19 protein-coding genes are annotated in these 19,504 nt (G+C 66.2%); 10 read left to right on the top strand and 9 right to left on the bottom strand.

The window, feature by feature from the left end; translation table 11 throughout:
- Positions 1–62: 62 nt before the first annotated feature.
- Positions 63–458: a 50S ribosomal protein L19 gene (rplS, locus tag AC3RCC_RS09475; RefSeq protein WP_291638815.1), complete on the top strand. Its 396-nt coding sequence runs from the start codon at positions 63–65 to the stop codon at positions 456–458.
- 109 nt (positions 459–567) lie between these two features.
- Here rplS and AC3RCC_RS09470 read toward each other — a convergent pair whose 3' ends face one another.
- On the bottom strand, positions 568–1,791 hold the full coding sequence (locus AC3RCC_RS09470) for an aminotransferase class V-fold PLP-dependent enzyme (protein ID WP_291647303.1): 1,224 nt from the start codon (positions 1,789–1,791) through the stop codon (positions 568–570).
- Between the two features lie 103 nt (positions 1,792–1,894).
- Between AC3RCC_RS09470 and kynA the strand changes: the two genes are divergently transcribed.
- Positions 1,895–2,743, top strand: coding sequence for a tryptophan 2,3-dioxygenase (kynA, locus tag AC3RCC_RS09465; RefSeq protein ID WP_291638813.1), 849 nt, complete (start codon positions 1,895–1,897; stop codon positions 2,741–2,743).
- A 197-nt stretch (positions 2,744–2,940) separates the two neighbouring features.
- Here kynA and AC3RCC_RS09460 read toward each other — a convergent pair whose 3' ends face one another.
- Positions 2,941–3,339 (bottom strand): hypothetical protein, encoded by a 399-nt coding sequence (locus AC3RCC_RS09460; protein WP_291638812.1) that lies wholly within the window; start codon positions 3,337–3,339, stop codon positions 2,941–2,943.
- A 221-nt stretch (positions 3,340–3,560) separates the two neighbouring features.
- On the opposite strand from AC3RCC_RS09460, the gene AC3RCC_RS09455 reads away from it, so the two are divergent.
- The 7 genes from AC3RCC_RS09455 (at position 3,561) to sugE (ending at position 7,919) form a co-directional block, all read left to right on the top strand.
- Positions 3,561–3,737, top strand: coding sequence for a hypothetical protein (locus tag AC3RCC_RS09455; RefSeq protein ID WP_291638811.1), 177 nt, complete (start codon positions 3,561–3,563; stop codon positions 3,735–3,737).
- 91 nt (positions 3,738–3,828) lie between these two features.
- Positions 3,829–5,247 (top strand): 3-isopropylmalate dehydratase large subunit, encoded by a 1,419-nt coding sequence (leuC, locus tag AC3RCC_RS09450; RefSeq protein WP_291638810.1) that lies wholly within the window; start codon positions 3,829–3,831, stop codon positions 5,245–5,247.
- A 27-nt stretch (positions 5,248–5,274) separates the two neighbouring features.
- Positions 5,275–5,520, top strand: coding sequence for a hypothetical protein (locus AC3RCC_RS09445; RefSeq protein ID WP_291647301.1), 246 nt, complete (start codon positions 5,275–5,277; stop codon positions 5,518–5,520).
- Positions 5,520–5,978: a metallopeptidase family protein gene (locus tag AC3RCC_RS09440; protein WP_492258263.1), complete on the top strand. Its 459-nt coding sequence runs from the start codon at positions 5,520–5,522 to the stop codon at positions 5,976–5,978. The genes AC3RCC_RS09445 and AC3RCC_RS09440 overlap by 1 nt, the downstream gene beginning before the upstream one ends.
- Positions 5,979–5,981: 3 nt before the next feature.
- Positions 5,982–6,755, top strand: a complete 774-nt coding sequence (locus tag AC3RCC_RS09435; RefSeq protein ID WP_492258262.1) for an RDD family protein — start codon at positions 5,982–5,984, stop codon at positions 6,753–6,755.
- 37 nt (positions 6,756–6,792) lie between these two features.
- Positions 6,793–7,395, top strand: coding sequence for a 3-isopropylmalate dehydratase small subunit (leuD, locus tag AC3RCC_RS09430; protein WP_492258261.1), 603 nt, complete (start codon positions 6,793–6,795; stop codon positions 7,393–7,395).
- A 206-nt stretch (positions 7,396–7,601) separates the two neighbouring features.
- Complete coding sequence (gene sugE, locus AC3RCC_RS09425) at positions 7,602–7,919, top strand: quaternary ammonium compound efflux SMR transporter SugE (protein WP_291638806.1); 318 nt, start codon at positions 7,602–7,604, stop codon at positions 7,917–7,919.
- A 153-nt stretch (positions 7,920–8,072) separates the two neighbouring features.
- Here sugE and AC3RCC_RS09420 read toward each other — a convergent pair whose 3' ends face one another.
- Together AC3RCC_RS09420 and AC3RCC_RS09415 are read right to left on the bottom strand one after the other, a co-directional pair.
- Positions 8,073–9,095 carry an amino acid ABC transporter substrate-binding protein gene (locus tag AC3RCC_RS09420; RefSeq protein WP_492258260.1) on the bottom strand — a complete coding sequence of 341 codons (1,023 nt, stop codon included), beginning with the start codon at positions 9,093–9,095 and terminating at the stop codon, positions 8,073–8,075.
- Between the two features lie 48 nt (positions 9,096–9,143).
- Entirely contained in the window at positions 9,144–10,124 is a 981-nt protein-coding gene (locus tag AC3RCC_RS09415; RefSeq protein WP_492258259.1) for a glycosylasparaginase, read from the bottom strand.
- Between the two features lie 239 nt (positions 10,125–10,363).
- Here AC3RCC_RS09415 and AC3RCC_RS09410 point away from each other — a divergent pair, with 239 nt between their 5' ends.
- Positions 10,364–11,065, top strand: coding sequence for a GntR family transcriptional regulator (locus AC3RCC_RS09410; protein WP_492258258.1), 702 nt, complete (start codon positions 10,364–10,366; stop codon positions 11,063–11,065).
- Positions 11,066–11,077: 12 nt separating this feature from the next.
- Here the strand turns inward: AC3RCC_RS09410 and AC3RCC_RS09405 are convergent, their stop codons facing one another.
- The 5 genes from AC3RCC_RS09405 to AC3RCC_RS09385 form a co-directional block, all read right to left on the bottom strand.
- Positions 11,078–12,169, bottom strand: a complete 1,092-nt coding sequence (locus AC3RCC_RS09405) for an ATP-dependent DNA helicase (protein ID WP_492258257.1) — start codon at positions 12,167–12,169, stop codon at positions 11,078–11,080.
- Positions 12,170–12,235: 66 nt separating this feature from the next.
- Positions 12,236–13,897, bottom strand: coding sequence for a methyl-accepting chemotaxis protein (locus tag AC3RCC_RS09400; RefSeq protein WP_492258256.1), 1,662 nt, complete (start codon positions 13,895–13,897; stop codon positions 12,236–12,238).
- A 134-nt stretch (positions 13,898–14,031) separates the two neighbouring features.
- On the bottom strand, positions 14,032–14,835 hold the full coding sequence (gene dapB / locus AC3RCC_RS09395; RefSeq protein ID WP_492258255.1) for a 4-hydroxy-tetrahydrodipicolinate reductase: 804 nt from the start codon (positions 14,833–14,835) through the stop codon (positions 14,032–14,034).
- A 90-nt stretch (positions 14,836–14,925) separates the two neighbouring features.
- Positions 14,926–15,621, bottom strand: coding sequence for an SDR family oxidoreductase (locus tag AC3RCC_RS09390; protein ID WP_492258254.1), 696 nt, complete (start codon positions 15,619–15,621; stop codon positions 14,926–14,928).
- A gap of 126 nt (positions 15,622–15,747) precedes the next feature.
- Positions 15,748–19,347: a hydantoinase B/oxoprolinase family protein gene (locus tag AC3RCC_RS09385; protein WP_492258253.1), complete on the bottom strand. Its 3,600-nt coding sequence runs from the start codon at positions 19,345–19,347 to the stop codon at positions 15,748–15,750.
- Positions 19,348–19,504: the final 157 nt, after the last annotated feature.

Here is a 19,504-nt window from a genome sequence, read left to right as displayed (position 1 = left end):
TCAACTGAAAACAGCGAGCCGTAACGCCCGCGCTCAGCGCGAACACGGCCATGGAGAGACCCATGAACATCATCGAGCAGCTCGACCAGGAGCAGATCGCCAAGCTCGCCCAGAGCAAGGAAATCCCGCATTTCCAGCCCGGCGACACCGTGCAGGTCAACGTCAAGGTCAAGGAAGGCGAGCGCAGCCGCGTCCAGGCCTATGAGGGCGTCTGCATCGCCCGCAATGGCGGCGGCCTCAACGAGAGCTTCACCGTCCGCAAGATTTCCTATGGCGAGGGCGTCGAGCGCGTCTTCCCGCTCTATTCGCCGAACCTCGACTCGATCAAGGTCGTCCGCAAGGGCAAGGTTCGCCGCGCCAAGCTGTATTACCTGCGCGATCGTCGCGGCAAGTCGGCCCGTATCGCCGAGCGCGTCGAGGCCAAGGGCACCAAGGGTGCCAAGAACGGCGGCAAGTAAGCCCCGCAGCCTGAAATATGACGGAACGCGGTCCCTCGGGGCCGCGTTTTGCGTTTCAGGGCGTCGCTCGGGGAAGGCCTGCGAGCACCCGCCCTGGCTAGCGCTCGCGCTAGGCGAGGCTCGCCAGCCGCGCGAGCAGGGCTTCGGCATCGGCGGCATTCTGGTAGAGTCCGAAGCCGAGACGCAGACGGTCTCCGCGCAAATCGACGGTGATGCCGGCCTGCCTGAGCTTTTCATGCCAGAGAGCCGCATCGGCATGGCGGAAGGTCAGGAAGTTGCCGCGTGCCGTTTCCTGCAGCGGCACGACGAGATTCTCGAGCGCGAGTACACCGCAGGGCCGCCGCGCCAGCCCGTCGGCAACGATCGCCTGCAGCGCCAGCGCATGGGCATGGATCTGCGCGGCATCGAGCGCATGGCCGTCGAGCCAGTCGAACACCGCACCCATGCGGTAGAGGCCGGAGGGATCGAAGGTCGCGCCCATGAAGCGCCAGCCATTCTGCGCATAGCCGATCTCGCCCTGCGGGCCCGCGAGCGCGCCGAAGGAAGCGTACCAACCCGTGTCGCGCGGCCGCATGCCGAAGCCCGGCGGGCAATGCATGAAGCAGGCGCCCTCGCCCGACATCGCGTATTTGTAGCCGCCGGCGATGTAGAAGGCCTTGTCGGCGATGCCGGAGAGATCGGTCGGCCGCGCCAGGAAGCCGTGATAGCCGTCGATGACGACGAGGCGACCGGGCGCCGAGACGCCCTCGACCAGCGCGTCCAGATTCGTCAGCGCATAGCCGGAATTGAACTGGACCTGGCTGACGAAGACCATGTCGATGCCGGCATCGGCTCTTGCCGCTGCGACCAGCCGCTCCGGCAAGCTCGCGAAGGGCTCGGCCGGCACCGCGACGAGTTCGACCAGCCCGTCTTCGGCGAGCCGCTCCACCTGCCGGCGGAAGGAGTGGAACTCGGCATCGCTCGTCAGGATACGGGGCTTGCGTTCGCGCGGCAGGCAGGAAAGCAGCCGGTTGACGAATTCATGCGTGTTGCTCGCCGGCACGAGCCCGTCGGTTCCCGGCAGGTTCAGATGCTTCGCGATGCCTTGCGCGACACGCTGCCAGACCGGGCCGAGCACCTCCTCCCATTTGCCGTCGACCAGCCGGGCCGCGTCGTCCCAGCAGCGCAAATGGGCGGCGCGCGTGGCGTCCGGCCAGAAATGATGGCTGTGCGCCGCGAAATGCAGCCGCTCCGGCCAGTTCTGGCGAAAGCGCGAGAACTCCGTAGCAAGGTCGAAGGGCGGAGCACCTGTCTCCGGCGTCGCCACCGCAGCAATCTCACCGGAAACCGTCATCGCAACCTCGCCGCAGCTTGTCCGCCCGTCGAAATACTTTAAACTTAAAATATCCGGCCCCCACCTTGCGTCAAGGCGCCGGATCGCAGGCAAGGAGGCCGCGATGACGGGCAATACAGGCAGCACGGGCAGCCGGATCGAGCCCGGCATGACGACCGATTTCAAGGACCGGATGGACTACGGCTCCTATCTCGGTCTCGACCTCTTGCTCGCGGCGCAGAAGCCGCTCAGCGACGCCCCCGACGAACTGCTGTTCATCACCATCCACCAGGTCCAGGAGCTCTGGCTCAAGCTCGCGACCCATGAGCTCGACGGCGCCATCGCCGCGCTTCGCGACGACGAATTGCAGCCGGCGTTCAAGTCGCTGGCGCGGGTCTCACGCATCCAGGCCCAGCTGATCAGCGCCTGGGACGTGCTCTCGACGATGACACCGGCCGACTATCTCGCCTTCCGCGGCGCGCTCGGCCAATCCTCCGGCTTCCAGTCCTACCAGTACCGCGCCCTCGAATTCCGGCTGGGGGCCAAGGACCCGCGCATGCTGGCGATGCACAAGCACCATGAGGCGCATCACGCCCATCTCGAAGCGCTGCTGGCGGCGCCGAGCCTCTATGACGAGGCCTTGCGGCTGCTCGCCCGGCACGGCCTGCCGGTGCCGGCCGAATGCCTGGAGCGCGACTGGCGCCAGCCCCATGTCTCGAACCCGGCGGTGCGCGCGGCCTGGCTCACGGTCTATCGCGACACCCATCGCTATTTCGACCTCTACGAGCTCGCCGAGGAACTGGTCGACGTCGAGGACCAGTTCCAGCAATGGCGCTTCCGCCACATGAAGACGGTGGAGCGCATCATCGGCTTCAAGCCCGGCACCGGCGGCTCCAGCGGCGTCAAGTTCCTGAGAACGGCGCTGGAGCGCTCCTTCTTCCCGGAGCTCTGGGAGCTGCGCAGCGAGCTCTAGGTCGCAGCCGTCAGCCCGCTCCCGAATTCCCGCTCGTCATGCTCGCCCTTGTGGCGAGCATCCACGTCTTGAGCATCGCTCTCGCGCAGAGAAGACGTGGATGGTCGGGACAAGCCCGACCATGACGGAAAAAATCCGGTCCGACTTCAGGGCTCAACGGCTCGCGTCCCCCTAAAGAGCGATGGCGGAACTACGTCCTACTCCTGATTGCCGAAGGTCATGTCGCGCCGCGCCGTCAGGATGCTGATCGAATAGCCGGCGACGACGTCGACCAGCGACATCAGCGTGATGATCAGGAAAGTGCCGGTGCCGAAGCCCGGAACGAACAGGAAGATCAGCCCGCAGGCGATGAACAGCACCAGCGACAGGCCGTGATTGAAGATCGAGCTCGATTTGGCGCTGGTCGCGTTCATGATCTCGAAGAACAGCACGATGGTCGAGATCGAGAGCAGGAGCTCGCTCATCGTCAGCGTGAAGACCGAGCCGGACGGCAGCGCAAGATTCAGGAGTTCGCGCGAGAGCGGCACGCCCATGGCGGCGACCGCGACGCCGTAGGCGACGACCGCCAGCAGCATGAAGGGAAAGAAGCGCGCCATCTCGTCATCCTGCCATTATCGGGCCGCAGCCTGTCGTTGCGGAACACCCGGAGCCGTTAAAGCATGTCCGGCCGCATCGGGAAGCAAATTTGCGGCAGGAGCAGGTCCGCGCCCCGATTTCTGTCCGGTGCCCTTTCGGCGCGCCAATACGCGGCCGCCGCAAGGGCGCCCTGCCACCGCTTCGCGTTGCCGCCGCAGATTGGAACTGATAGAACCACGCCATGAACAAGAAGCCGCACATTCAGGACGGTTGCCGGCGCGTGCTGCGCCGCACGCTGAATCCGCGCCGCTTCCCGACGACGCAGGGCTTTGCCGCGTTGCATGACCACGCCCGCCTGCCCTGGCGCTTCTTCGGCCGCTTCACCGCCTCGCTCGCAGCCGGCCTTAGCCAGGCCTGAGACCGGCCGTCCGGCCGGCGACAGGCCCGCCTCACGCGCCCCGGCCCGCCCGGCCGCCCAGTTCGATTTCCGTACCGAAGGCACGAAGCCCATGACTGCGACCAAAGCCCCGACCACACTCTACGACAAGATTTTCGAGGACCATGTCGTCGACCGCCAGGACGACGGCACCTGCCTTCTCTATATCGACCGCCATCTGGTCCACGAGGTCACCAGCCCGCAGGCGTTCGAGGGGCTGCGCATGAGCGGCCGCAAGGTCCACGCGCCGGAGAAGACGCTCGCCGTCGTCGACCACAACATCCCGACCACCGACCGCAGCAAGGGTATCGCCGAGGAAGAGAGCCGCATCCAGGTCGAGGCTCTGGCCAAGAACGCCAAGGAATTCGGCGTCCTGTATTTCGATGAGCTCGACGTCCGCCAGGGCATCGTCCACATCGTCGGCCCCGAGCAGGGCTTCACCCTGCCCGGAACGACCATCGTCTGCGGCGACAGCCACACCTCGACGCATGGCGCTTTCGGCGCACTGGCGCACGGCATCGGCACCTCCGAGGTCGAGCATGTGCTCGCGACCCAGACGCTGATCCAGAAGAAGGCCAAGAACATGCTCGTCCAGGTGGACGGCACGCTGGCCAAGGGCGTCACCGCCAAGGACATCACCCTCGCCATCATCGGCGAGATCGGCACCGCCGGCGGCACCGGCTCGGTGATCGAATATGCCGGCGACGCCATCCGCGCCCTCACCATGGAAGGGCGGATGACCGTCTGCAACATGGCGATCGAGGGCGGCGCGCGCGCCGGCATGGTTGCCCCCGACGAGAAGGCCTTCGCCTATCTCAAGGGCCGGCCGCGGGCGCCGCAGGGCGCCGCCTGGGACGAGGCCGTGCGCTACTGGGAGACGCTGCGCTCCGACGAGGGCGCGCATTTCGACCGCATCGTCAGGCTCGACGCCAATAACCTGCCGCCGATCGTCTCCTGGGGCACCAGCCCCGAGGACGTCATCTCGGTCGCCGGCGCCGTGCCCGATCCCGAGCAGATCGCCGACGAGGTCAAGCGCGCCTCGAAGAAGCGGGCGCTCGAATATATGGGCCTGACCGCCGGCACCAAGATGACCGACATCCCGCTCGACGTGATCTGGATCGGCTCCTGCACCAATGGCCGCATCGAGGATCTGCGCGCCGTCGCCAAGATCGTCGAGGGCAAGAAGATCCATGCCAGCCTGGACTACGCCATGGTGGTGCCGGGCTCGGGCCTGGTGAAGCAGCAGGCCGAGGCCGAAGGCATCGACAAGATCCTGATCGCCGCCGGCTTCGAATGGCGCGAGCCGGGCTGCTCGATGTGCCTCGGCATGAACCCCGACCAGCTCAAGCCGGGCCAGCGCGCCGCCTCGACCTCGAACCGCAATTTCGAGGGCCGGCAGGGCTATCGTGGCCGTACCCACCTCGTCTCCCCCGCCATGGCGGCGGCTGCGGCGCTGGCCGGCCACTTCGTCGACGTGCGCACGCTGGGCTGAAGCGCGAGGCGGTCGCGGGAGGACGTCATGAGCACCGATCCCCGCGAGGCCGCCCGTGCTGGCGAAGCCAAGGAGACCCTGGACCGCGTCAAGCGCGATTCCGAGAGCTTCCTCGGTTCGTCCATGGGCCGCGCCGCCGACCATTTCTCCGGCAAGGACGCGCCGGAAGGCGACAAGATCGAGCTCTGGGGCCGTCGTATCGGCCGCGGGCTCTCCCTGATCGCCTTCATCGGCCTGTCCTGGTGGCTCGGATACCAATTGAAGATCTGGTGATGGCAAGCGTTCCCTCGATCAAGGCCTCCGCCCCGGCGGAAAGCTCGCAAGGGCTCGACTGGGACGGCGTGCGCGCACCGTCGGGCGCCGAGTTCGAGATCCTCGCGCAGGCAGCCTATGACCGCCTGCCTGAGGATTTCCGCAAGCTCTGCGCCGACCTGATCATCAACGTCACCGAGTTTCCCGAGGACGATGTCCTGAAGGAGCTCGAGGCGGAGAGCCCGTTCGACCTGCTCGGCCTGTTCTCCGGCGTCGGCCTGCCGCAGCAGGGCTATGCGCCGCAGACCGGGCAGATGCCCAACACCATCCATCTCTACCGCCGCCCGATCCTCGATTACTGGGCGGAACATGACGAGAGCCTGGGGGCGATCGTGACCCATGTCCTGGTGCACGAGATCGGCCACCATTTCGGCTTCGACGACGACGACATGGAAGCGATCGAGCAGGCAGCGGGCTGACGGATGGCTGAGCCACAAAAGCTCTGGTTCTGGCGGCGAAGCTTTGCGGTTGCGATCGATTTTGTCGCAGCTTCGCTGATTTTTGTGCTCGCCTTCACCCTCGTGACCAGCGGCACGAGCGATACGCTGCGCCTGAGCGGGTTCGGCGTGAGTACTCGTGCTTGTGAGCCGACCAAAGTCTCCCCGGAAGCACTGGCCGCGGGGAACAGGATGATGCCGAATGTGGCCTGGACCAATGCCGCGCAGTGCAACATCCGTAGCTTCGGCGTCACCGATAACCGCGTCATCATCCTGGCTCGCCACGACAAGCAACCGAACGGCATCGTGTTGACGCGTAGCGTCTCCGTCCCGGTGAGCACGAATGGCAACCCGGTGTCACCGTTCTATCTGGACTGGGTCGGCCTCGCGCTCTTCTTGATTGCGAGTTTCATCTTCCTCTCGTCGCGTCTGCAGGCCACGCCCGGCATGAAGCTGATGAAGCTTCAACTCGCAACAGCAAGTGGTGAGGAGGCTGGATTGAAAGCCGTGATTCTGCGTTTCCTATTCGCTTCCATACCCGTCGTTTTGATCATGGGGGCGAGCTTTGGAGCGTTCTGGCTTATCGGCGCATTCAACCTCAGCCCCTGGCTGCTGGTACCGACAATCTTCGCCGCCTTCATCATCGCGCTCGCCTGGTGGCGGCCGTTTGAGCTTCGCCGCAGCCTGCCGCGCGCACCTCTACATGACATATGGGCAGGCACGCGCATCACTCGCCCGAGCGTCAATCGGCCTGCCTGACACGGTTTCAACGAACACGAATACAGGAGTACCCACCATGCAGCCCTTCACCACCCTGACCTCGACGCCCGCCCCGCTGAAGGTGATCAATGTCGACACCGACATGATCATCCCCAAGCAGTATCTGAAGACGATCAAGCGCACCGGGCTCGGCACCGCGCTGTTCTCGGAGATGCGCTACAAGGAGGACGGCTCGGAGAACCCGGACTTCGTCCTCAACCAGCCGGCTTATCGCAAGTCGGAGATCCTCGTCGCCGGCGACAATTTCGGCTGCGGCTCGTCGCGCGAGCACGCCCCCTGGGCCCTGCTCGACTTCGGCATCCGCTGCGTGATCTCCACCAGCTTCGCCGACATCTTCTACAATAACTGCTTCAAGAACGGCATCCTGCCGATCAAGGTCTCGCAGGAGGACCTCGACAAGCTGTTCGACGATGCCGATCGCGGCTCGAACGCGACGCTGACCATCGATCTTGAGAGCCAGACCATCAAGGGACCCGACGGCGGCACGGTGACCTTCGAGATCGACCCGTTCCGCAAGCACTGCCTGCTCAACGGCCTCGACGATATCGGCCTGACCATGGAAAAGGCGACCAAGATCGAGGCCTATGAGGAGAAGCTCAAGACCCGCGCCTGGGCTTGACCCCTGCGTCCGGGCTGCGTGGCGGCACGGCCTTTGTCAAAAAATTCGGCCGCGGCTCCTACGAGCCGCGGCTTTTTCGTGGGCCGGCATGGCGGGCGTGACTTGAAAACGTCCTACCGCGGTGCAACATAAGCGGGCGAGGACGACCTCCCCCGTGACGGGCAGAACCGCTGGGACGACCCGGCCCGTCTCCAAGGGAGAAGATCATGGCCTGGCTCTATCTCATCGTCGCCGGCGTCCTCGAAGTCGTCTGGGCATTCTACATGAAGCAGTCGGACGGCTTCACCAAGATCACGCCGACCGTCATCACCCTCGTCACCATGATCGGCAGCTTCGCCTTGCTGGCGCTTGCGATGCGCAGCCTGCCGCTCGGCACGGCCTATACGATCTGGACCGGCATCGGTGCGGTCGGTGCTTTCATCGTCGGTATCCTGGTGCTGGGCGAGGCCGCGACGCCGATGCGCCTCGCCGCCGCCGGCCTCATCGTCTCCGGTCTGGTGATGATGAAGCTGTCGACCCACTGACACCGGCCGGCTCGGCCTCGCAACCCTACGCGCATAGCCGGCAGGCAGTCGTTATTGCGAAAGGCGGCGCATCGTCATGAGCGCCGCCTTCGCTTTGTCTAAGTGCCATCGCCCGGTGCGGCAGCGCATCCGGGCGATGGCGATCGCTGCTGATCAGCGGATCGGCGGAGCGAACTGGATGCCGCCCTTCGACCAGAGATTGTTCAGCCCGCGCGGCAGGTTGATGCGGCTGCCGGAGCCGAGATTGCGCTCATAGGACTCGCCGTAATTGCCGACATGCCGGACGATCCTCGCCGCCCAATCGGCGCTCAGGCCGAGCCCTTCGCCGAGCTTCGTGCCGACGCCGAGCAGGCGCTGCACTTCCGGATTGTCGGATTTCAGCATCTCGCCGACATTCGCAGAACTCACGCCGAGCTCCTCGGCATTGATCATCGCAAAGACGGTCCAGCGCACGATGTCGAACCACTGGTCGTCGCCCTGGCGGACATAGGGGCCGATCGGCTCCTTCGAGATCACCTCCGGCAACAGGATGTGCTCGGCGGGATCGGCCATCTTCAGCCGGTAGGAGACCAGCTGGGAGATGTCGGTCGAGATCGCGTCGCAGCGGCCGCTCTCATAGGCCTTCACCGTCTCGTCGATGCCCTGGAAGGCGACGACCTCGTACTTCATCTTGTTGACGCGGAAATAATCGGCGAGGTTCAGCTCGTTGGTGGTGCCCTGCACGGTGCAGATCGAGGCGCCGTCCAGCTCCTTCACCGACTTGATGCCGGCCTTCTTGCGCAGCTGGAAACCCTGGCCGTCATAGTAGTTCACCGCCGTGAAATCGAGGCCCTGGCCGGCGTCGCGGCTGAGCGTCCAGGTCGTGGTCCGCGGCAGCACGTCGATCTCGCCGCTTTGCAGCGCGACCAGCCGGTCCTTGCTGGCGAGCGGGATGAAGTTGACCTTGCCGGGATCATCGAAGATCGCCGCGGCCAAAGCCCGGCAGACATCGACGTCGAGCCCCGACCATTTGCCCTGTCCGTCGGCGAGGCTGAAACCGGCAATGCCGGTGCTGGTGCCGCAGAGCAACTGGCCGCGCTCCTTGACCTTCGCCAGCGTCGTCTGCGCCAGGGCACCGGTGCTGATCAGCAGTGAGTCGGCCAGCGCCAGCAGCGCGGTCTTTCCGATCCGGGACATGAACTTTCCTCCTCCTGCGGTTGATGGTGATCGAGCCGAATTCGGCTTTCAGAGGCCCAGGCGCTCATAGCGCCGGTGGGCGGTGGGCTTGGGTGCGGGGTCGTCGCTGATCGCGATGATCTCGGCCGGATGGCTGGCGGGCGCGGCCGCGCCTTCACGCCAGAGCCAGTAATGGTTCTCCGGCAGGCCGTTGACGGCGACGACCTTGTGACCACCGGCGGCGTCGATCGCATGGATGGTGACGCGGCCGATCAATCCGCCCTTCAGGGCGCGCATGTCGTCGACGGCCTCATGGACCGCCTCCTCCACGCTCATGCCCATCTTCATGTAGAGCACCACGGCGCGGGCGGTGCCGGCCCGGATGCTCATTTCGCCGACGCCGGTGCAGGCGCAGGCGCCGTAGCGGGTATCGGCATAGGAGCCGGCCCCGATGATCGGGCTGTCGCCGAGGCGGCCAGGGTATTTCCAGCCCCAGCCGGAGGTGCTCGTCCCCGCCCCGATATGGCCAGCCTTGTCCTGCGCCAGGAAGACGGTGGTGTCGCGGCCGATCTCCGGGTCGATCGCCTGTTTGCAGAGCTCGGCCATCGGCACGTCGGGCCAGGCGGCACGATCGGCCTCGCCGACCTCGTCCGCGAACCAGCGGGCCCAGGCGGTGCGGGCATGCGGCATCAGGAGTTCCCCGGCCTCGGCCCCGATCTCGACGGCGAAGCGCCGCGCGCCCTCCCCGACCAGGAGCACATGCGGCAGCCGCTCCATCACCTGACGGGCGATGCTGATCGGATGCAGATAGCCGCCGAGCGCCCCGATCGCCCCCGTGCGAAGCGTCGAACCATCCATGACCGATGCGTCGAGTTCGACCTCGCCGAGCAGGTTCGGCCAGCCACCGCGCCCGACCGTCCGAACGCTCTCATCGGCCTCGACCAGCCGGACGCCTGCCTCGATCGCGTCCAGCGCCCTGGCGCCGCCGAGAAGTTCCCGCGCCGTCGCACCGATGCCGCTGCCCCCCTCATTGTTGCTGATCGCGATCATTTCAGGCGCCTTTAGAAGAATTGAATATTGAATCCAATTTTTCTGTATCGGATGCAGCAGACATTCGCAAGCATGCCATTTCGAGGAAACAACGACCTATTACGGCATTTTTTCGTGAAAACGGACAGGATCCAGAATATCCGCTATGGAGCGTTCACGGGCCGCCTGATTGAAAGAAGCCTGGTTTTCCGGCAGGAACGGAGGCGAGCCGCCGAGGCCGGGAATCCAGAAATCAGGCGATGACAACCGCGACCAGCCCCGAGAAGACCATGACGCTGCACCGCGTCACGACGACCGGCCGGGTCGTCGACCTCCTGCGCGAGCAGATCCTGTCCGGCGCCCTGCCGGAAGCGACCTTGTTGCGGCAGGAGAAGCTGGCGGCGGAGTTCGGCGTCAGCCGCGTCCCGATCCGCGAGGCGTTGCACCAGCTCGAGGCCGAGGGGCTGGTGACCATGCAGTCGCACAAGGGCGCGGTGGTCTCCAGCCTGTCGATCGACGATCTCGAGGAGGTCTACGAGATCCGGGCCCGGCTCGAGACCTGGCTGCTCGAGCAATCCATGCCGCTGCTCGCGGAACAGCACTATCACAAGGCCGAGGCACTATTGGCCCAGATGGTCGAGGACCGGCGCGATGAGCTCTGGTCGAACCTGAACTGGGATTTTCACGCGACGCTCTACGAGCCGGCCAATCGCCCCCAGACCCTGGCGCTGGTGCGCAAGCTCTATCTCAACGCCTATCGTCACTTCCCGCTGCCGATCAGGCTGACCGGTTCGCGCGAGAAGATGAACCGCGAGCATCAGGTCCTGCTCGACCTCTGCCGGCAGGGCGACGTCGCCCGCGCCAGCGCGCATCTGGAGCAGCACATCCTGATGGGCGCCCGCCACCTGATCAGCCGGCTGAAGGCGCTGCGGCGGCAGGAGGGCGATGCCGGCCGCGCCTGAACGCGCCAGCCGTTACACCACCACGGTGATCGTCTCGGCGGCGCGCGTCAGGCCGGTATAGAGCCAGCGCGCCCGGTGCTCGCGAAAGGCGTAGGCCTCGTCGAACAGCACGACATCGTCCCATTGCGAGCCCTGCGCCTTGTGGACGGTGAGAGCGTAGCCGAAGGTGAATTCGTCGGTGTGGCGCCGCAGCTCCCAGGGCACCTCCTCCTCGGTGCCGTCGAAGAAGTTCGGCAGCACCGAGACTTTCACCGGCTTGCCGCCGGTATCGTCCTCCGGCGTCACCCGCATGGTGACCAGCCCCTTCTTCGAGGTCTTCAGCTCCTGCACGATCCAGGCGCCGCCATTGAGCAGGCCCTTGCTCTTGTCGTTGCGCAGGCAGACCAGTTTCTCGCCGACGACGGGCACGTTCGAGCTGTGCCCCATCAGCTGCCGCATCCGGGCATTGTAGCCCCGGCGCGTCTTGTTCAGGCCGACCAGCACCTGCCCGGCCGAGAGTACGATCTCGGGCGTGATCTGATCGCGCCTGATCACGCGGCTCTCGCCATATTCTCCGACCTCGAGCCGCCCGCCCTCGCGCACGATCATCGACATCCGCACGATCGGGTTGTCGGCCGCCTGACGGTGCACCTCGGTCAGCATGATGTCGGGCTCGGCCTCGGTGAAGAAGCCGCCGCCCTTGACCGGTGGCAGCTGCGCGGGGTCCCCCAGCACCAGCACCTTCGTGCCGAAGGAGAGCAGGTCGCGGCCGAGCTCCTCGTCGACCATCGAGCATTCGTCGATGATGATCAGCTTGGCCTTGGCCGCGACGCTCTCGCGGTTGAGCACGAAGGTCGGGCTCTCCTCGTCGACCCCGCGCGAGCGGTAGATCAGCGAATGGATGGTCTGCGCGCCCTCGCAGCCCTTATTGCGCAGGACGAGCGCCGCCTTGCCGGTGAAGGCGGCGAAGACGACCGTGCCGTCGACATCCTCGGCGATGTGCCGGGCGAGCGTGGTCTTGCCGGTACCGGCATAGCCGAACAGGCGGAAAAGCTGCGGCGAGCCACTCTTCAGCCAGTCCGAGACGGCACGGAGCGCGTCGTCCTGCTGTGGCGACCAGTTCATGATGAGATCGATTCTGCGGACATGGCGCCCAATGGCCGCGAGTCGCGCTCATACGGCAAGTGCCGATCACGCAGAGCGCAGGCGTCGTGCGAACTGGTTCGCCTCGACCTGCAATGCGGTGATGCGCTCGTCGAGCCGTCTGGCACCGCTCGCTCCTTGCTCGGCACGCGTCACGCTGAGGGAATTGGCCTCGACGATCACCGTCATCGCCTCGACGCCGCCACGTGTCACTTCCGATATGCGGGCGATGGTCTCGCCGAGATTCTGCAGCAGGCCGCTATGCGAGGCGACCATGCTGGAAATCTCGGTGCTGGTCTGCTCGACCGCACCGACACGCGTGACGATGCCGGAGATCGCGGTCGCCGCCTGCGACAGCGCCTCGTCGACCGCAACGATCCGCGTGGCCACCTTCGCCGTGGCATCCGCCGTCTGAGTCGCGAGCGCCTTGACCTCGCTCGCGACCACGGCGAAGCCGCGGCCATGCGCCCCCGCGCGGGCGGCCTCGATCGTGGCGTTCAATGCGAGCAGGTTCGTCTGGCGCGCGATCGCCTCGATCAGCGCGACGACATCGCGGATCTGGCCGGCATTATCGGTCAGCCGCCCGACCAGACTGGCCGTTCCGGCGGCGTCACGTGTCGCTTCGGTCGCCGTCTGCGAAACGCGACGGACCTCGTGATTGATCTGCTCCACCACGTCCTCGAGCCGCAGAGCCGCATCCGAGATCCGGTTCGCTTCCTCGGCGGCGTCGACCACCGCCCCCGCGGCAGCCCCGCCGCTCTGCGAGATCTGTTCGGCCTGGACGGCGGAATCGCCGAGCGCCGCCCGCAAGCCCTCGCTCGCCGCGGCGATGTCGCCGAGCAGGCGGCCGATCTTCGTCTCGAATTCCTCGGCGATGCGATGCAGCTCCTCGGTGCGGCGCGCCTGATGCGCCTGCGCCAGCCCGGCTTCGGCATCACGCGTCACCAGCGTGGCGCGCACCTCGCTCAAAGTCCGCACCGTGCGGGCGAGCTCGCCGATCTCGTCGCGCCGGCGCCGATGCGGGACCTCGATGACATGCTCGCTCGCCATGGTCGCATCGATCGCCGCCATCAGCTCGCGCAATGGCCGGGTCAGATGGGCGCGCAGCAGGGTGATGGCGAGCGCTCCACCGGCGAGCGGCAGGCCGACGGCGATCAGGATCACCCGCAGCCGCACCTGATGCGCCAGCATCTCGGCACTAGAGGCGGCCTGCCCCGCCTGCCGGTCGAGATCGTCACGGATCGTCGCGGTGACGCTGATGATCTGGCGGACATTCTCCCTCGCCGCTTCCGCCGAGGCCTCGATCAGCGCCGCCTTGGCCGAGACGCGGCGGCCGATGTCGACAATGTCGCGCTGAAAATCGATGAAGGTGCGGATGCTGGCATCGAGCGTCGGATGGGCCTGCGACAGCTCCGGCGGCAACGCCGAGACCAGGCTCGCGCGCGCGGCATCGACCAGTTCGATCGCGGCATCGAGAGCATCGAGAGCCTGCTCGACCTGTTGTGGACTGGCGCCGTCATCGAAGCGGCTGAGCAGCGAGGCCTGCGCCACGCGGCTCGACAGTAGCGAGGCGCGATTGGCGAGCTGAAGCCCGTTGAACGCTTCGCGGTCGATCTGGTGCACCGAGGCAAGGCCACCGAGCGCGCCCGCCAGCCCCAGCGCCGCGGCGATCCCGAACAGCGCGAAGAGCAGGGTGATCTTTGCCGTCAAACCAAAGCGCCGCATCTCGCCTCACTACCGTTTCGCGCGCGGCCATTCTCGCAACCGCGAGCGAACAGATCCTTAATGAAGCCAGCTAAGCATTTGAAATAATAAGAACTTTTCGACAGGACATCGGCAGAGACTCAAGCCATCAGGCTGTCGAGGCCACGGCGCAGACCGGGCTGCTCACCGACGCGCCGCGCCGCCAGCAAGGTTCCCCCCACATAGGGAGCAGCGGAGGTGCCGGCATCGTGGCGAATGACCAAGCGCTCATCCTCAAGGCCGAACACCGCCTCGCAGGAGAGTACGAAGCCGGGCATGCGCAGCGAATGCACCTGCACCGGATGCGGCACACCGATCGCGCCGCCACGCGTCTCGCGGACCCCGCCGAGCGCGGAGACGGGCAGCGAGGTCGCGGCCATGCGCTCGGCAGCGAGCGTTTCGGCCAGTTCGAAACCCGTGCCCGAGGGCGTGTCCGGCTTTCCGGGCGAGGCATAGTCGATGATCTCGACATCCGGCACATATTTCACCGCCTCGCGGGCGAAACGCCGCAGCAGCGTCGCGGTGATCGAGAAATTGCCGGCGGCGAGCACCCCGACGCCCGCTGCGAGCGCGGCCTGCTCGATCCCGGCATAGTCCGCGCCCGACATGCCGGAGGTGCCGACCACGACATGGCGCCCGGCAGCGATCGCCGAAAGCACGTTGCTCTTCACGCTGTCCGGCTTGGTGTAGTCGATCAGCACATCGCTCGGCACGCCAAGCGCCTCGGCAACCGTTGCGAAGACCGGCAGCCCGCTAGCCGGCAATTCCGCCGCCTCGCCGAGATCGCGCCCGGCGGCCTGGCGCGAAACGCCCGCGACCAGTTCGAGATCGGGCGCGGCCATGATCGCGGCGACGAGCGCCTTGCCGACCCAGCCGGTGCAGCCGGCAAGCGTGATGCGGATCATGGACGGTTCCTCACAAGCTTCGAACAAGCGAGGATTAGGCGAGCGTCTGGCTCAGGTCCATCGCGGCCGGCTTGTGGACAGCAGCGGCATTTACCAGGGGATCGTTTCGCCCTTCCAGGTCCGGAAGCTGTTGGTCTGCGCCATGCCGGAAGCGTCGACGGTTTCGATCAAGCCGGCGGCGCTCTCCGTCGCCGGGATATCGGCCCCGCCGCCACCCATATCGGTCTGCACCCAGCCGGGATGGAACAGCAGCACGGCGATCTCGCTGGCGCGCACCGCATTGCCGAGGGCGACCATCACCATGTTCACCGCGGCCTTGGAGGATCGGTAGGCGATGGCGCCGGACGGATTGCCGCCGAGCGAGCCCATCCGGCTCGAGATCGTCGCGATCTTCCGCCCGCTGCCCGCCTCTAGATTGGGCAGGAAGGCCTGCGCCACCCGCAAGGGCGCGTAGACATTGACCTCGAAGACCTCGCGCCAGGCGTCGAAATCCATATCGAAGGCCGATTGTCGGTCCCGCGGCCCGTAAATGCCTGCATTGTTGACGAGCACGTCGAGCGGCCGCCCGGCGAGCGCCCGCTTGGCAGCGGCGACGCTTTCGTCGGAGGTCACGTCGAGTTCGAGCGGCGTCAGTTGCCCGACATGCACGCCCGCCAGCTCGGCCAGCGCCCCGCCCCAGGGATCGCGCGCCGCGGCGATCACATGATCGCCCCGCCGCAGCAATTCCATCGTCAGAGCAAGGCCGATGCCGCGATTGGCGCCGGTGATCATCCAGGTCTGCGACATGCTCGGTCTCCTTCGCGCAAGCGTCGTTACAAGGAGACTTCAGCCGGCGGAGCAATCCAAGGCGACAATGCGCAATTCCGGATTGCTTCGCCGTGCTCCCGACGACGACAAGCGAGGAGCTATGCCTCAGCCCTTGCGCTTTCCATAGCCCCCGGCCGTCGGCGTCAGCACGGTCACCGCCTCGCCGGCCTCCAGGAAGGTCTGGTCGGAGGGCTTGAGCTCCTCGACCTCGCCCGAGAGCCGGCGCACCAGCGTCCGCCCGAGTTCGCCCGGCTCGCCGCCCTTCATGCCGAAGGGCCTGACCTTGCGATGCGAGGCGAGGATGGCGCAGTCCATGCTCTTGCGGAACCGGATGGTGCGACTGGTGCCGTCGCCGGCATTCCACTCGCCCTTGCCGCCGGAGCCGGCGCGGATGTGGAAGTCCTCGAGTACGACCGGGAAGCGCGTCTCCAGGATCTCCGGGTCGGTCAGGCGCGAATTGGTCATGTGGACATGCACGCCCGAGGTGCCGTTGAAGCCCGGCCCCGCCGGCGAGCCCGAGCAGATCGTCTCGTAATACTGGTACTCGTTATTGCCGAAGGTCAGGTTGTTCATCGTGCCCTGCGAGCAGGCCATCGCCTCCAGCGCGCCGAACAGCGTGTTGGTCACCGCCTGGCTGACCTCGACATTGCCCGCGACGACGGCGGCCGGATAGCGCGGCGCCAACATCGAGCCTTCCGGCACGATCACCTTGATCGGCCGCAGGCAGCCGGCATTCATCGGGATCGCATCGTCGACCATGACGCGGAAAACATAGAGCACGGCGGCGCGGGTGACGGGCGCCGGCGCGTTGAAATTGTCCTCGCGCTGCGGCGAAGTGCCGGTGAAGTCGACGGTCGCCTCGCGCCTCTCGCGATCGACGGTGATCTTCACCTTGATCGCGCAGCCCTGGTCCATCGGATAGGTGAACTCGCAGTCATGCAGACGGGCAAGCAGCCTGGCGACGCTCTCGGCGGCGTTGTCCTGGACATGGCCCATATAGGCCTGGACGACGTCGAGGCCGAAGGAGCCGATCATCTTCTTCAGCTCCGCCACGCCCTTTTCATTGGCCGCGATCTGGGCCTTTAGGTCGTTAACGTTCTGGACGACGTTGCGCACCGGATAGCGCGCGCCGGTCAGGAGCTTGACCAGCTCCTCCTCGCAGAAGCGGCCGCGATCGACGATCTTGAAATTGTCGATATAGACGCCTTCCTCCTCGATATTCGTCGCCAGTGGCGACATCGAGCCCGGCGCGGTTCCGCCGACATCGGCATGGTGGCCGCGGCTGGCGACCCAGAACAGGATCTCCTTGTCCTGCGTATCGAAGACCGGCGTGCAGATCGTGATGTCGGGCAGGTGCGTGCCGCCATTATAAGGCGCGTTCAGGCAGTAGACGTCGCCCGGCCGGATCACCGGATTGTTGGCGATCACGGTCTCGACCGACTTGTCCATCGAACCGAGATGCACCGGCATGTGCGGGGCATTGGCGACGAGGCCGCCGGTCTGGTCGAAGACCGCGCAGGAGAAGTCGAGCCGCTCCTTGATGTTCACGGAATAGGCGGTGTTCTGCAGCGTCACGCCCATCTGCTCGGCGATCGACATGAACAGGTTGTTGAAGATCTCGAGCATCACCGGATCGGCCTTGGTGCCGATCGCCGCCTGCTGGACCAGCGGCTTGCTGCGGGTCAGCACGAGATGATCCTTGGCCGTGAGCCTGGCGCTCCAGCCCTCCTCGACCACCACGGTCTGGTTGGGCTCGATCACGATGGCAGGGCCGGCAATGTTCTGGCCGGGCTTCATCGCCTCGCGGCGAATGATCGCCGCGTCATGCCAGCGCCCCTGCGAGAACAGGCGGGTGCGCTCGGCGGCGACCGGCTCGCCCGCGCCTTCGCTCGCCAGTGCCTCCTCGAACCGGGCGCCGCCGCCGATCGCCTCGACCTCGACCGCCTCGACGACCAGAGCCTTGGTCTCGTCGATGAAGCCGAAGCGCGCCTTGTGCGCGCTCTGGAAAGCGGCCTGCATCTCCTCCCGGCTGCCGAAAGGCGTCGCGATCGCCGTATCGGTCCCGGCATAGCGGATATGGGCGCGCACATGCAGGGCGATATCGCCCTCGGCGACGCCCTGGCCGGCGACCTCCGCCTTCGTCTCGGCACCGAGGCGCTCCGCGACCGCCGCGATCGCGGCCTTGGCCTCGGCATCGAGGGCGACGTCGAGCGCCGCGGTGCGCGTCGCGCGAATCTCGGCCAGGCCCATGCCATAGGCCGAGAGCAGGCCGGAGAACGGGTGCAGCAGCACGGTCTTGATGCCGAGCGCGTCGGCGACGAGGCAGGCATGCTGGCCGCCGGCGCCGCCGAAGGAGTTCAGCGCATAGCGGGTGATGTCATAGCCACGCTGCACCGAGATCTTCTTGATTGCCTCCGCCATGTTGGCGACGGCGATCTGGATGAAGCCATCGGCGACCTCCTCGGGCGAGCGGCCATCGCCGACCTCTGCCGCCAGCGCCGCAAACTTGGCGCGCACCGTCTCGACGTCGAGCGGCGCATCCTGCTTCGGGCCGAAGATCGCCGGGAAATAGGACGGGATCAGCTTGCCGACCATGACGTTCGCGTCGGTTACGGCGAGTGGGCCGCCACGGCGATAGGCGGCGGGGCCGGGATTGGCACCGGCTGAATCGGGGCCGACGCGGAAGCGGGCGCCGTCATAGTGGAGAATGGACCCTCCACCTGCAGCAACCGTATGGATCAGCATCATCGGCGCGCGCATGCGGACGCCGGCGACCTCGGTCTCGAAGGCGCGCTCGTATTCGCCGTCGAAATGGGCGACGTCGGTCGAGGTACCGCCCATGTCGAAGCCGATCACCTTGTCGAACCCGGCCGAGCGGCCGGTCTCGGCGAGGCCGACGACGCCGCCGGCCGGACCCGACAGGATCGCGTCCTTACCCTGGAAGAGTTCGGCCGCGGTGAGCCCGCCCGAGGACATCATGAACATCAGCCGCGCGCCGGTGCGGACGATGTCGAGCTCTTCGGAGACCTGCGCGACATAGCGGCCGAGGATCGGCGAGAGATAGGCGTCGACCACCGCCGTGTCGCCGCGGCCGACCAGCTTGATCAGCGGCGAAACCTCATGGCTGACCGAAACTTGCGGAAAACCGATCTCGCGGGCGATGCGCGCTGCAGCCTGCTCATGCGCCGAATAGCGATAGCCGTGCATGAAGACGATGGCGACGGCGCGGAAACCGTCATCATATCGCGCCTGCAGCGCGGTGCGGATCGCGGCCTCGTCGGGGGCACGCTCGACCGTGCCGTCGGCAAGGACCCGTTCCTCGACCTCGACCACAGCCTCATAGAGCTGCTCCGGCTTGATGATCTCCTTGGCGAAGATGTTCGGGCGGGCCTGATAGCCGATGCGCAGCGCATCGCGGAAACCTTTGGTCGTGACCAGCAGCGTCCGATCGCCCTTGCGCTCGAGCAGCGCATTGGTCGCGACCGTGGTGCCCATGCGCACTTCGCCGACCAGCCCGGCCGGAATCGGCTCGCCCGTCTTCAACCCGAGATGGTCGCGAATGCCCTGCACGGCCGCGTCGCGATACGCCCCCGGATTCTCAGAGAGCAGCTTCCTGGCGTGAAGCTTGCCTTCGAGATCGCGGCCGATCACGTCGGTGAAGGTGCCGCCACGATCGATCCAGAAGTCCCAACGGCTGGCAGTCATCGCACCCTCCCGGAGATCAAAAAACAACATCGACACTTCATCGATAAATCGTCGATGAAAAATTGACAAGCTCATTCCGCCGGCTACGATCTCGATTGTGACCGGAACAAGGCAGAGGGGCCAGACCGTGCAAGCAACCAGGAGAGGGCAATGACGG

The organism is Allobosea sp. GW823-FHT01F03 (genome assembly GCF_058798075.1).
This window is presented reverse-complemented; position numbering and strand designations above follow the sequence as displayed.